General features: G+C 67.7%; 14 protein-coding genes. 1 reads left to right on the forward strand and 13 read right to left on the reverse strand.

Annotated features, from left to right (window positions below; genetic code table 11):
- Positions 1–62 precede the first annotated feature (62 nt).
- The gene (locus QE388_RS00265; RefSeq protein WP_307382022.1) at positions 63–1,046 is read left to right on the forward strand and encodes an asparaginase; all 984 of its coding nucleotides are present in this window, start codon (positions 63–65) and stop codon (positions 1,044–1,046) included.
- Positions 1,047–1,078: 32 nt separating this feature from the next.
- Here the strand turns inward: QE388_RS00265 and QE388_RS00270 are convergent, their stop codons facing one another.
- The 13 genes from QE388_RS00270 to atpB form a co-directional block, all read right to left on the reverse strand.
- A complete protein-coding gene (locus QE388_RS00270) occupies positions 1,079–2,611 on the reverse strand; it encodes an APC family permease (RefSeq protein WP_307382028.1) in 1,533 nt (510 codons plus the stop codon).
- Between the two features lie 46 nt (positions 2,612–2,657).
- Entirely contained in the window at positions 2,658–3,431 is a 774-nt protein-coding gene (locus tag QE388_RS00275) for a PP2C family serine/threonine-protein phosphatase (RefSeq protein WP_307382030.1), read from the reverse strand.
- Between the two features lie 118 nt (positions 3,432–3,549).
- Positions 3,550–4,530 (reverse strand): aldo/keto reductase, encoded by a 981-nt coding sequence (locus tag QE388_RS00280; RefSeq protein WP_307382033.1) that lies wholly within the window; start codon positions 4,528–4,530, stop codon positions 3,550–3,552.
- A 99-nt stretch (positions 4,531–4,629) separates the two neighbouring features.
- The gene (locus tag QE388_RS00285) at positions 4,630–5,334 is read right to left on the reverse strand and encodes a DUF5684 domain-containing protein (RefSeq protein ID WP_307382037.1); all 705 of its coding nucleotides are present in this window, start codon (positions 5,332–5,334) and stop codon (positions 4,630–4,632) included.
- Between the two features lie 108 nt (positions 5,335–5,442).
- Positions 5,443–6,192: a YaaA family protein gene (locus tag QE388_RS00290; RefSeq protein ID WP_307382039.1), complete on the reverse strand. Its 750-nt coding sequence runs from the start codon at positions 6,190–6,192 to the stop codon at positions 5,443–5,445.
- A 72-nt stretch (positions 6,193–6,264) separates the two neighbouring features.
- The gene (locus QE388_RS00295; RefSeq protein ID WP_058597269.1) at positions 6,265–6,525 is read right to left on the reverse strand and encodes a F0F1 ATP synthase subunit epsilon; all 261 of its coding nucleotides are present in this window, start codon (positions 6,523–6,525) and stop codon (positions 6,265–6,267) included.
- A gap of 1 nt (position 6,526) precedes the next feature.
- On the reverse strand, positions 6,527–7,975 hold the full coding sequence (gene atpD / locus QE388_RS00300) for a F0F1 ATP synthase subunit beta (protein ID WP_275797264.1): 1,449 nt from the start codon (positions 7,973–7,975) through the stop codon (positions 6,527–6,529).
- 22 nt (positions 7,976–7,997) lie between these two features.
- Positions 7,998–8,897 (reverse strand): F0F1 ATP synthase subunit gamma, encoded by a 900-nt coding sequence (locus QE388_RS00305; protein WP_058627821.1) that lies wholly within the window; start codon positions 8,895–8,897, stop codon positions 7,998–8,000.
- A 24-nt stretch (positions 8,898–8,921) separates the two neighbouring features.
- Positions 8,922–10,553 carry a F0F1 ATP synthase subunit alpha gene (gene atpA, locus QE388_RS00310; RefSeq protein ID WP_058597266.1) on the reverse strand — a complete coding sequence of 544 codons (1,632 nt, stop codon included), beginning with the start codon at positions 10,551–10,553 and terminating at the stop codon, positions 8,922–8,924.
- Positions 10,554–10,616: 63 nt separating this feature from the next.
- On the reverse strand, positions 10,617–10,802 hold the full coding sequence (locus tag QE388_RS00315) for a FoF1 ATP synthase subunit delta (protein WP_307387022.1): 186 nt from the start codon (positions 10,800–10,802) through the stop codon (positions 10,617–10,619).
- A 603-nt stretch (positions 10,803–11,405) separates the two neighbouring features.
- Positions 11,406–11,984 (reverse strand): F0F1 ATP synthase subunit B, encoded by a 579-nt coding sequence (locus tag QE388_RS00320; RefSeq protein ID WP_275797259.1) that lies wholly within the window; start codon positions 11,982–11,984, stop codon positions 11,406–11,408.
- Between the two features lie 34 nt (positions 11,985–12,018).
- Positions 12,019–12,252, reverse strand: a complete 234-nt coding sequence (atpE, locus tag QE388_RS00325) for a F0F1 ATP synthase subunit C (protein WP_043360904.1) — start codon at positions 12,250–12,252, stop codon at positions 12,019–12,021.
- Positions 12,253–12,296: 44 nt separating this feature from the next.
- Positions 12,297–13,109 carry a F0F1 ATP synthase subunit A gene (gene atpB, locus QE388_RS00330; RefSeq protein ID WP_373426631.1) on the reverse strand — a complete coding sequence of 271 codons (813 nt, stop codon included), beginning with the start codon at positions 13,107–13,109 and terminating at the stop codon, positions 12,297–12,299.
- Positions 13,110–13,111 lie beyond the last annotated feature (2 nt).

The following is a 13,111-nucleotide window of genomic DNA, read 5'->3' on the forward strand; positions in this document are numbered from 1 at the left end:
GGCCCGTGGAGCGCCGACGTCGACGCCAGGGGACGAAGGTCCCGTCGCCATAGAATGGACGGATGCCCGCCACGCCCCCCGCCTCCGTCGAACTCGCTGTCGTCGAACGGAACGGCTTCATCGAATCCCGTCATCACGGCGTCGCTGTCGTGCTCGCTCCCGACGGATCCGAGAAGCTCACGCTCGGCGAGGCGACAGCCCCGTTCCTCCCCCGCTCGAGCATGAAGCCTCTGCAGGCGCTGGCGTGCCTTTCCGCGGGCGCCGACCTCGCCGAGGAGCGCCTGGCGATCGCGATGGCGAGCCACTGCGGCACCGAGCGCCACGTCGAGACGGCCCGTGGCATCCTGCAGTCCGCCGGCCTGACCGAAGACGATCTGGGGTGCCCCGCAGCGTGGCCGAGCGACACCGCCGCGCGCGATGAACTCGTGCGCGATCACGGGTCGCCCTCGCCCCTGCGCATGAACTGCTCGGGCAAGCACGCGGCGATGCTGCTGACGTGCGTCGCGAACGGCTGGTCCACGGCGGACTACCTCGACCCGGAGCACCCGCTGCAGGTACACATCCGCGAGGTGCTCGAGCGCCTCGTCGGCGAGCGCATGACGACGACCGCGATCGACGGCTGCGGCGCCCCCGTGTACGCCATGAGCCTCGTCGGTCTCGCTCGCGCCATCCAGCGCATCGCGACCTCGTCGGAGCGCTCTCCGTTCGCCCTGCACCGCAGCGCCGGGACGCTCGTTCGCGCAGTGAAAGAGCACCCGTGGACGATCGACGGCCCGGGTCGCCCCGACACCGTCGTCATCGAGCGCCTCGGCGTCTTCTCGAAGCTCGGTGCCGAGGGCGTCCAGGTCATGACGGCGCCCGACGGCACGACGGTCGCGCTGAAGATGCTCGACGGCTCCAATCGCGCCGGGCACGCGGTGGCACTGCGTCTGCTCGAGCGCACCGGAGCCCTCGCCCCCGAGGCGGTCGCCGATACCCTCGCCCTGCTGCCCCTGACGATCTCGGGCGGTGGCCGCGAGGTCGGTCTCATCCGCGCGACGGTCTGACGGGCCGCCCCGCACGAGAGCGGCCCGGGTGGTCAGATACCGCCGTCGACCGAACGCGGGTACGTGATGGGCTCGTCGGGAACGAGCACCTCGGTGTCCCGGTTCAGGCTCTCGCCCCGGAAGAACGGCTTGGACGCCGGGACGAGGTACCACACGACCATCAGCACGACGCCGAAGGCCAGCGCGCCGATGCCGACGACGAACGTGCCGCCGATGCCGAGCAGCTCGGAATTGCCGTAGTCGACGTCGTACATGTCGATCGCCGACTGGACGAAGGCGTACGTGAGCATCAGCGCCCCGAGCAGGGGGAGGATGCCACGGTAGACGAGGTTCTTGCCGGACGTGAAGAGCTCGCGTCGGAAGTACCAGACGCACGCGTACCCCGTCATCGCGTAGTAGAACGCGATCGCGAGACCGAGCGACAGGATGGAGTCCTGGAGGATGTTGTCGCTGATGACGGTCATGCCCACGTAGTACACGCTCGCGACGATCCCCATGACGAGCGTCGAGAACGACGGCGTGTGGAACCGCGGGTGCACCGTCTGGAAGCGGGCGGGGAGGGCCTTGTATGCCGCCATCGCCAGCGTGCCGCGTGCCGTCGGCAGGATCGTGGTCTGCGTCGATGACACCGCGGAGATGAGCACCGCGACCACCAGCACCCACGCGAACGGGCCGAACAGCCCGTCCTTCATCGCCAGGAAGACGTCGTCGGCGTTATCTGCGTTGGCGAGGCCGGCGCCGTCCTCTCCCACGCCGGCGTACATCATCGCCGCGACGGTGACCGTGACGTACGTGCCGAGCAGGATCACCGTGGTGAGCAGGGCCGCGCGTCCGGGGATGCGCTTCGGATCCTTGGTCTCCTCGTTCAGCGCGAGGCACGTGTCCCATCCCCAGTAGATGAAGAGCGCGAGCAGGACGGCCTCGGTGAAGCCGCTCCAGTCGGTGAAGCCGAGCGGGTTGAACCACGCGAGGTCGAACGGGGTCGGGTTCGGGGCCGTGCCGTCGAAGAACTTCCACAGCGCGACGACGACGAAGAGCGCGAGGGCGACGTACTGGACGGCGAGCAGGATGTTCTGGATGCGCTCGCCGATCTCGACGCCCCGGTAGCTCACGTAGGTCATCGCCGCGATGAACGCGACGCCGGTAGCGGTCACGAGAGGCACGTTCTCGGCGAGCGATCCGTCACCGACCAGCGACCACAGGTAGATGCCGGCGATCTGCGACAGGTTGGCGAGGACGACCATGCCCGCGACGGCGACTCCCCACCCGCCCATCCAGCCGACCCACGGTCCGAACGCCTTCGTCCCCCAGGTGAACGTCGTCCCGCAATCCGGCACCTCGTTGTTCAGCTCACGGTAGGCGAAGGCGATGAAGAGCATCGGGATGAACGCCAGGACGAACGCGATCGGCGCTTGGGCACCCACCGCGACGACGACGAAGCCGAGGGTGGCGACGAGGGAGTAGACGGGGGCGGTGGATGCCAGTCCGATGACGGTCGAACCCCAGAGTCCGAGGGTCCCGGCGGCCAGTCCTTTGCCCGACGTCCGTTCGCGAGCGGAAGTCATATGCCGAACGTAGAATCCGCGGGCAACCGCGGTCAAGGGTGAATTCTCAGGAAGAGCGGCGGTTGACGTCGAGCACGATGATCGTGATGTTGTCGCGGCCGCCGTTCTCGAGGGCCGCCGCCATCATCGCGTCGACGGCTGCGGCCGGGTCGGCGTTCGCCTCGAGGAAGTGCTTGATACCGAAGTCGGTGAGCTCTTTGGTAAGCCCGTCCGAGCACACGACGAACCGATCGCCGTCGACGACTTCGAGGCGGAGGTAGTCCGGCTTGACGCTGTCGCTCGGTCCGACGGCACGTGTGATGACGTTTCCGTAAGGGTGGTTCTCCGCCTCTTCGGGGCTCAGCCGCCCCGCGGCGATCAACTCCTGCACCACCGAGTGATCGGTCGTCACCTGGACGATGTCGTCGTCGCGCAGGAGGTACACCCGCGAATCGCCGATGTTCAGGGTGACCCAGTGGGGCTCGTCCGTCGTCGTCTCGAGATACAGCCCGGTCAGCGTCGTCCCGGTGCCCTCATCGGTGGTCTCGGGGTGCGAGACGATGTCCTTGACCGCGCGGGACAGGGCCTTCTCGATGTGCCGGGGCGACACCGTCCCCCCGTCGACGACGGCGCGCAGTCGGTCGACCGTGCTCGCGCTCGCGATCTCCCCACCGAGATGTCCGCCCATTCCGTCTGCGACCACGAACAACGGGTACTCCGCGAGGACCGCGTCCTGATTGACCTCACGGCGCTTCCCGGTGTCGGTGCCCGCAGCCCACGCCAGCTCGAGCGTCGCCCCCGTGAGTGGAACGGTACGCGTTTGCGTGGTCACCTCGGGCACGAGAGATCCTCCGGTTGGCCGACAGCTTCGCCGGCGAGAGCGCGCGGCCCTGCCATCCTAATGGACGCCCGCGCACGGACTCGGGCAGCGCCGCGCCCAGCCGCGGCAGACGGCCGGGTCATCCGGCCGCCGGGTCGGCGGGAAGACTCAGGATGCCGTCGATCTCCGCGATCTCCTCCGCGGTGGGCGTCCACGCGGTCGCCGCTTCGGCGTTCGCGCGCACCTGCTCCGGGCTCGTGGCTCCCGCGATGACACTCGACACCAGCGGGTTGGCGAGGAACCACGCGAACGTCGCCTGGAGCATGGTGATGCCGCGCTCCTCGCAGAACGTCTGATACCGCTCGAGGGCATCCCACGGCGCGTCCCGCCACAGGTGAGGGCGCTGGCGCATGATGCGGCTTCCCTCGGGCCCTCCCTCCCGTGAGAACTTTCCCGTCAGCAGGCCGTTGTGGAGGGGGAAGAACGGCAGAAGACCCAGGCCGAACCGTCCCACCGCCGGCAGCACCTCCCGCTCTGCCGCACGAGCGAGCAGGCTGTACTGGTTCTGCGACGAGATGAACCTCACTCCGCGTGCCGCGAACTCCGCCTCGGCGATCTGCCATCCGGCGAAGTTGGAGTGGCCCACGTACCGGACCTTGCCCTCGCGGACGAGATCAGCGAGCGTGTCGAGTGTCTCTTCGATGGGGGTCGAGGGGTCGGGCGTGTGCAGCTGGTAGAGGTCGATCCAGTCGGTCCGCAGTCGGCGGAGCGATCCCTCCACCGATCGACGGATCGATGTCCGTGACGCCTTCGCTCCCCCGAGCACGCCGGGCGCGAGATCGGCGTGGCCGAACTTCGTCGCGAGCACGACCTCGTCACGACGCCCCAGGAGCGCCTCGCCCATCAGCGTCTCCGACAGCCCGTACTCGCGGCCGTACACGTCGGCCGTGTCGAGGAAAGTGACGCCCGCATCGAGTGCGGCGTCCAGAACCGCACGGGTCCCCTCGAGCGTCTCGGTGGGGGTCCCCGACCGGCCGAAGTTGTTGCATCCGAGCCCGACCGCGGAGACCCGGAGTCCGGAGCGTCCAACGGGTCGTTGAGGAAGAAGGGAAGTCGTCATCCCTCCACGCTAACCCCGGGGCGGCACGGAGGGATGATCGCCGCACGACCGCGCGAACGACGATGGGCTCCTCACCGGGGTGAGGAGCCCATCGAACGATCAGACCAGGGGGCCGGCCGGCGGTGCGGGCGGCGGCGGGGTCGTTCCCGTCGCGGGCGGGGCCGGCGGCGGCGGGGTGGCGCCCGCGGCGGGCGGGGTCGAGCCGGTCGGCGGCGCCGAGTAGCCCTGGGGCGCGCCGTACCCCTGCGGGGCGGCGTTCGCACCGACGCCCTGCTGCGCGGGCTGCACGGGCACGCCGTTCCAGACCGTCTTGTCGGCGAGGAACGAGTTGCCCCACGGCGACGGGGAGGCAGCGGCGGGGTTCCACCGGTTGCTGCTGAAGCCGAGGATGCCGAGCCAGATCCAGACGCCGAGCCCGTTCAGGAGGAACAGCAGCAGGATCGGCCACTCGCGGCCGAACTTCGCGTTGACGCGCACGGAAGCCATGATGAGCACGACGATGCCGGCGAGCAGCGCGAGGAAGTTGAGGATCGGAATCACCCCGGCGATCACGATTCCGAGGATGACCCAGGGCGAGACGTCACCGAGCTTGGCGAAGACCATGTAGTTGTACACCGGCACCCAGGCACGCCACTTGCCCTCGACTCCCGCACGCTCGAAGACCTTCATGGCAAGGAAAGCGGTGATGGCGTAGCCGATGAGACCGAGGACGGCCGAGAAGGCGTACAGGGCGCCCAGGGCTGCCAGCCCGGCGGCATCCGACGCCCCGTAGGGGTCGCTGTATGCGAGGTGAAGGGTGTCCACGTCGATCCTTTCGGACGATGATGGCGCAGACGCGCGCCAGCGGGAGTTTCCCGGTGGGTGACATGGTAGCGAACCTGAGTGTTTCCTGACACCCACCGCGCGGGTGTGCTAGACGAATAGGGCGAGCTCTCCGTCCGCGGCCTCGCGGATGTCCCAGCCGGCCCGACGTCCCCACGCCACGAAATCGTTCCTCGACCCGATCGTCGGGGCCGTGAGCGCCAGTGACCGGACCAGGTCGCCCTTCGCGTGTTTGTTGAAGTGGTTCAACGCGCGAACCGGCGCCTCTCCCCCACCGGTCACAACGCGGACGTAGGCGCTCGCGACATCCGCGGGCACAGGCCCGAGCGCCGCGTACGCCTCGGATCGCAGATCGAGGATGAACGGCGTCGAGAGAGCGGACAGTGCGGAGGTGACGGCATCCGCCCACACCCGACGCAAAGACGGGAGTCCGGGTATCGAGATTCCCGCCGCCAGGCGATATGCGGGGATGCCGTCGAGCGCACCGACCGGGCCGAACGGCGCCGAATGGATCAGCACGTGGTCCGCGACCCACGACCGCGCCGCGGTGTCGAGGCCGGCGGCATCCAGAGCATCGAACAGAACGCCGGTGTAGCGGTCGATCGCGGGCATCGTCGGTGCGTCGCGCAGAGCCGCGTTGTCGGCGACCTCGTGACGACGTTTCGCACTGAGCTTGAGCACCCGCGCCGCTTCGTCCTGGTCGGCGGACAGAGCGACGAGCGCGTCGATGACCGCTTCACGCTGCGGACGCAGCGCCGGAAGCGAGAGGGCCTCGAGACGCATGGCCTCGCCATCGCCGCCGGGCCGTTTGGTTTCAGAGGGAGGCAGGAGAACGAGCATGCGACCTTCCACGAAAGGAGCGACGCGCGCCGCCCGGCGAACCGGGCGACGCGCGTCGTGAGGAATCAGGCGTCAGGAGACGAGCGCAGCGTTTCCGGCCACGATCGTGAGCTCATCGTTCGCCATCGACAGGAAGCCGTCCTCAGCGTTGGCGAGGATCTTCGAGCCGTCGGTGCGGGTGATGCGCACCTCGCCCTGGGCGAGGATCGCGAGCACCGGCTCATGCCCCTGCATGAAGCCGATCTCACCCTCGACGGTCTTGGCCACGACGAGCGAGGCCTCTCCCGTCCACACCTCGGCGTCGGCCGACACCAGGCTCACGCGCAACGACATGTCAGCCGTTCTCCTTCTGGATCTGCGCCCACTTGGCTTCGACGTCGGAGATGCCACCGACGTTGAAGAACGCCTGCTCGGCCACGTGGTCGAAGTCGCCCTTGACGATCGCGTCGAACGACTCGATGGTCTCCTTGATCGGGACCGTGGAGCCCTCGACACCGGTGAACTTCTTCGCCATGTAGGTGTTCTGAGAAAGGAACTGCTGGATGCGACGTGCACGCGACACGACGATCTTGTCTTCCTCGGAGAGCTCGTCGACACCGAGGATCGCGATGATCTCCTGCAGTTCCTTGTTCTTCTGCAGGATCTGCTTCACGGCGGTCGCCACGCGGTAGTGGTCGGCACCGATGTAGCGCGGGTCGAGGATGCGGCTCGTCGACGTCAGCGGGTCGATGGCCGGGTACAGACCCTTCGACGCGATCTCACGCGAGAGCTCGGTGGTGGCGTCGAGGTGCGCGAAGGTGGTCGCGGGAGCCGGGTCGGTGTAGTCGTCGGCCGGGACGTAGATCGCCTGGAGCGAGGTGATCGAGTGACCGCGCGTCGAGGTGATGCGCTCCTGGAGCACACCCATCTCGTCGGCGAGGTTCGGCTGGTAACCCACCGCGGAAGGCATGCGACCGAGTAGCGTCGAAACCTCGGAACCCGCCTGCGTGAAGCGGAAGATGTTGTCGATGAACAACAGCACGTCCTGCTTCTGGACGTCGCGGAAGTACTCCGCCATCGTCAGGGCCGAGAGTGCGACGCGCAGACGCGTCCCCGGCGGCTCGTCCATCTGGCCGAACACGAGGGCGGTCTTGTCGAAGACACCCGCCTCTTCCATCTCGCCGATGAGGTCGTTGCCCTCACGGGTGCGCTCGCCGACGCCGGCGAACACCGAGACACCACCGTGGTCCTGCGCGACGCGCTGGATCATCTCCTGGATGAGGACGGTCTTACCGACACCGGCACCACCGAAGAGGCCGATCTTTCCACCCTGCACATACGGGGTGAGGAGGTCGATCGACTTGATGCCGGTCTCGAACATCTCGGTCTTGGACTCGAGCTGGTCGAAGCTCGGCGCCTTGCGGTGGATGCCCCAGCGCTCGGTGACCTCGATGGTCTCGCCGGGAGCGGCGTTGAGCACCTCACCCGTCACGTCGAAGACCTTGCCCTTGGTGACGTCGCCGACGGGCACCGAGATGGGGCCGCCGGTGTCGCGCACCTCCTGGCCGCGGACGATGCCGTCGGTCGGCTTGAGGGCGATGGCGCGGACGAGGTCGTCGCCGAGGTGCTGCGCGACCTCGAGGGTGATCTCGGTCGACTCGTCACCGATGGTGATCGTGGTCTTCAGCGCGTTGTAGATGTCGGGGATCGCGTCATGCGGGAACTCGATGTCGACGACCGGGCCGGTGACGCGCGCGACGCGTCCGACGACGGCCGCGTCGGTCTTCTCGGCGGTGAGGCTCATGGCTTCTTCTCTCCTTGGGAACTTACTTGCCGGATGCCAGGGCATCGGCGCCGCCGACGATCTCGGCGATCTGCTGCGTGATCTCCGCCTGACGCGCGTTGTTGCGCAGGCGGGTGTAGTCGGTGATGAGTTTGTCGGCGTTGTCACTGGCCGACTTCATGGCCTTCTGCGTCGCGGCGTGCTTGGCGGCCGAAGACTGCAGAAGAGCGTTGAAGATGCGGCTCTGGACGTAGACCGGCAGGAGCGCGTCGAGAACCGTCTCGGCGTCGGGCTCGAACTCGTAGAGCGGGTAGATCTCGGACTGCGCCGGTGCCTCATCGGCCTCGATGACCTCGAGCGGGAGAAGGCGGACCGACTCCGGCGACTGCGTCATCATGCTGACGAAGCGGTTGTAGACGAGGTGGATCTCATCGACGCCGTCGTTGTCGCCGCCCGCGCGGTAGGCCTTGAGGACCGACTCGGAGATCTCCTCCGCCGTCGAGAACTGCGGAGTGTCGGTGTCGCCGACCCACTGCTCGATGCTCGGCATGCGACGGAACTGGAAGTATCCGACGGCCTTGCGCCCGACGAGGTAGAAGACGACCTCTTTGCCCTGCGACCGCAGCAGCTCGGCCAGCTCGAGACCCTCACGAAGGATCTGCGAGTTGAACGCGCCGGCAAGACCACGGTCCGACGTGAAGATGACCACGGCCGAGCGGCGGATGTTCTCGCGCTCGGTCGTCAGCGGGTGGTCGACGGACGAGTACGTGGCCACCGCGGAGACGGCGCTCGTCACGGCACGCGCGAAGGGGGATGCCGCGCGCACACGCGCCATCGCCTTCTGAATGCGCGAGGCCGCGATGAGCTCCATCGCCTTGGTGATCTTCTTGGTCGTCTGAGCAGAACTGATCTTCTGCTTGTAGACCCGCAGTTGTGCGCCCATGATTCCGTTCTCGTGTCGCCGCTCTTAGCGACGGCCCTTGACGATCCGCTCCTGGTTGACGTCTTCCGCCTCGGCCGCGTCGACCTTCTCGGCGCCCACGACGCTCTGGTCGCCACCGGGCTGGAACTCGAGGGCGAACGCGTCGACCTTCTTCTCCAGCTCGGCGAGCGTGTCGTCGTCGAGCACGTTGGTCTCGCGCAGCGTGTCGAGCACGGTCGAGTTGCGACGCAGGTAGTCGAGCAGCTCGCGCTCGAAGCGGAGCACGTCCGAGACCTCGACGCTGTCGAGCTTGCCGTTGGTACCGGCCCAGATCGAGACGACCTGCTCCTCGACGGGGTACGGCGAGTACTGGGGCTGCTTGAGCAGCTCGGTCAGGCGCGCACCGCGGGCGAGCTGACGACGCGAAGCCGCGTCGAGGTCGCTCGCGAACATCGCGAAGGCCTCGAGCGAACGGTACTGCGCGAGCTCGAGCTTGAGCGTTCCGGAGACCTTCTTGATCGACTTCACCTGGGCGTCACCACCGACGCGCGAGACCGAGATACCCACGTCGACCGCGGGACGCTGGTTGGCGTTGAAGAGGTCGGACTGCAGGAAGATCTGGCCGTCGGTGATCGAGATCACGTTGGTGGGGATGTAGGCCGAGACGTCGTTGGCCTTGGTCTCGATGATCGGCAGACCCGTCATCGAACCGGCGCCGAGCTCGTCGGACAGCTTCGCGCAACGCTCGAGCAGACGCGAGTGCAGGTAGAAGACGTCGCCGGGGTACGCCTCGCGGCCCGGCGGGCGGCGGAGGAGAAGCGAAACGGCACGGTAGGCCTCGGCCTGCTTCGACAGATCGTCGAAGATGATCAGGACGTGCTTGCCCTCGTACATCCAGTGCTGGCCGATGGCCGAGCCGGTGTAGGGGGCGAGGTACTTGAAGCCCGCGGGGTCGGAGGCGGGAGCCGCGACGATGGTGGTGTACTCCATCGCGCCGGCGTCCTCGAGCGCGCCCTTCACCGAAGCGATGGTCGAGCCCTTCTGGCCGATGGCGACGTAGATGCAGCGCACCTGCTTGTTGACGTCGCCCGACTCCCAGTTGGCCTTCTGGTTGATGATCGTGTCGATCGCGATGGCCGTCTTGCCGGTCTGGCGGTCGCCGATGATGAGCTGGCGCTGTCCGCGACCGACGGGGATCATGGCGTCGATGGCCTTGATACCGGTCTGGAGCGGCTCGTGAACGCTCTTGCGCTGCATGACGCCGGGAGCCTGGAGCTCGAGGGCACGGCGACCCGTCGTCGCGATCTCGCCGAGACCGTCGATGGGGTTGCCCAGCGGGTCGACGACGCGGCCGAGGTAGCCCTCGCCGACGCCGACCGAGAGGACCTCGCCCGTGCGGGTGACGCTCTGGCCCTCTTCGATGCCGGCGAAGTCGCCGAGGACGACGACACCGACCTCGTTCTCGTCGAGGTTCTGCGCGAGGCCCAGCGTGCCGTCCGCGAAGCGGATGAGCTCGTTGGCCATGACGCCGGGAAGGCCCTCGACGTGAGCGATGCCGTCGGCCGCGTCGACGACGGCGCCGACCTCGGTCGCCGCAGCGCCGGTGGGCTCGTAGGCGGTGACGAAGTCCTTCAGCGCGTCACGAATGACGTCGGGGCTGATAGAGAGATCTGCCATTGTCTTCCTTCGTTCGTGGGGCTGCGAGGCCCCCAGATCCACGCCCGTTCGGGCGGAAAGTCTTTAGCCTGCGATCCGCTGGCGGAGGTCAGCGAGACGTGCGGACACGCTCGCGTCGATGACGTCGTCCGCGATCTGCACGCGCAGACCGCCGACCACCGTCGGGTCGATCACGGTGTTCAGCGTGACCGCCGAACCGTAGCGAGCGCTGAGAGCGTTCTGCAGACGGGTCTGCTGCTCGGCGCTCAGAGGCGCTGCCGCGTAGAACGGTCGCGACGATGCGCGTCCGCTGGTCGGCGACGATGCTCTCCGCGCGGCGGAGGAGTGCGCGCACCCGACGACCGCGGGCGTTCTGCACGAGCGACGACACGATCAGGGTCGTACCGGCGCTGACGCGTCCGTCGAGGAGCTTCGTGACGAGCGCGCCCTTTGCGGAGGCGTCTCCGAGACGCCCGCCCAGTGCGAGCTCGAGCTCTCCGTTGGCGGCGACCGTACGCGAGAACGAGAACAGCTCGGGCTCGATGTCGGCCGACTCCGCCACGGCTGTGGCGCGAACGGCGAGCTCCTCGATGCCCTCGACGAACTCGGCGGAGGTGGACCAGCGCTGCTGAGCGGCACTGCTGAGCAGCGCCACCGTCGCGGGACGGTAGGAAGAGCCGAAGACGGCCGACACCAGTCCCGCGCGAGCGGGAGCCGGCACCGACGAGTCGGACAGCGCGCCGCTCAGCTGAGCCGACCCGCTCACGGTGCCGACGGCAGCGAACAGTTCGCGCGCGACGTCGAGATCGACGCCCGAGGTGGAAGCCAGGGCCTCCGCCGTCGCGGTCCGCGCCTGAGTGGTCGCGCTGCCCATCAGTTACTCACCGGTCCCTGAGCCTGTCGAAGGGTCTCGGATGCCTCGAGCTCGGCGAGGAAGCGGTCGACGACGGCGTTCGCACGGGCGTCGTCCGACAGGGTCTCTCCGATCACGTTGCCCGCGAGGTCGACGGCAAGGGTGCCGACCTCGGAGCGCAGCTGGACGAGAGCGGTCTGGCGCTCGGCCTCGATCTGGTTGTGAGCGGCGGCGGTGATGCGCGCGGCCTCGACCGCGGCGGTCTCCTTCGCCTCGGCGACGATCTTGCGGCCGTCCTGGGTCGCGGTCTCGCGGATCTCACCGGCCTCACGGCGCGCCTCGGCGAGCTGGGCGGTGTACTGCTCGAGGGCGGCCTCGGCCTGTCGCTGAGCCTCGTCGGCCTTCGCGATGTTGCCCTCGATGGCAGCACTGCGCTCGTCGAGCAGCTTCGCCATGCGCGGCAGAGCGACGCGCCACACCACGAAGACGATGACGACGAAGCACACGGCCGACCATATGATGTCGTAGACCGCGGGAATGAGCGGGTTGTGCGCTTCCCCCGCGGGCTCCGCGGCGAGTGTGACAAGAGCGTTCAGCATCCTGTCTCCTTACAGTGAGTCGAGAGCGGCCGGATCAGGTGAAGATGAAGCCGGTCGCGATGCCGATGAAGGCGAGCGCCTCGGTGAAGGCGATACCGATGAACATCAGCACCTGCAGGCGACCCGCGAGCTCGGGCTGACGGGCGACACCCTCGATCGTCTTGCCGACGACGATACCCACGCCGATGGCGGGGCCGATCGCGGCGAGGCCGTAGCCGATCGTGGCGACGTTACCGGTGACCTGGGCGAGAACCGTAGTTGCGTCCACGGATTTTTCCTTTCGGTTGGGTGGCTCGGCGTGCGCCGGGCCGCTCAGTGCTCTTCTGCGACCGCGAGCTGGATGTAGACCGCGGTGAGGATCGCGAAGACGTACGCCTGGAGGAAGGCGACGAAGATTTCGAACAGGGTGAAGGCGAAGCCGAAGGCGAGGGAACCCGCGCCGAGAGCCGTCCACCAGCCGCTGAGGTCGACCACGAAGAACTGCGTGGCCGAGAAGAACAGCACCAGCATGAGGTGGCCGACGACCATGTTCATCAGGAGTCGCAGCGTCAGCGTGACGGGACGGATGATGAAGGTCGAGAGGAACTCGAGCGGGACGATGATGATGTAGAGCGGCCACGGGACGCCGGAGGGCAGCAGAGCGTTCTTGAAGAAGCCGCCGGGGCTCTTCTTGATACCGGCGTAGATGAACGTCACGTAGGCGACGATCGCCAGCAGCATGGGCACGGCGATGACGCTCGTGCCGGCGATGTTCAGACCGGGGATGACACCCGTGATGTTCATGAACAACACCATGAAGAAGATGGTGGTCAGGATCGGCAGGAAGCGCTTGCCGTCCTTGCGCCCGAGGATGTCTTCGGCGATGTTGACGCGGACGAAGTCCAGGCCCATCTCGACGACGCTCTGGAACCGGCCGGGGACGACCGTCATGCGCCGGGTTCCGATGACCAGGAACAGCACGAGCACGAGCGTGGCCAGCATCTGCGTCAGGTTGATGCGGGTGATCGCGAAGATCGTGCCCTCGAAGAGCACCGCGTCGGGGAAGAACTCGCCGATGGACGGCGGGTGGAACTCCGCACCCGCGGACGCGAGGTTCGTGATCAGGGTCGCAGCTTGAGTAGTCAGCG

Origin of the sequence: Microbacterium sp. SORGH_AS_0969, from assembly GCF_030818255.1 — a bacterium.
Taxonomy (GTDB): Bacteria; Actinomycetota; Actinomycetes; order Actinomycetales; family Microbacteriaceae; genus Microbacterium.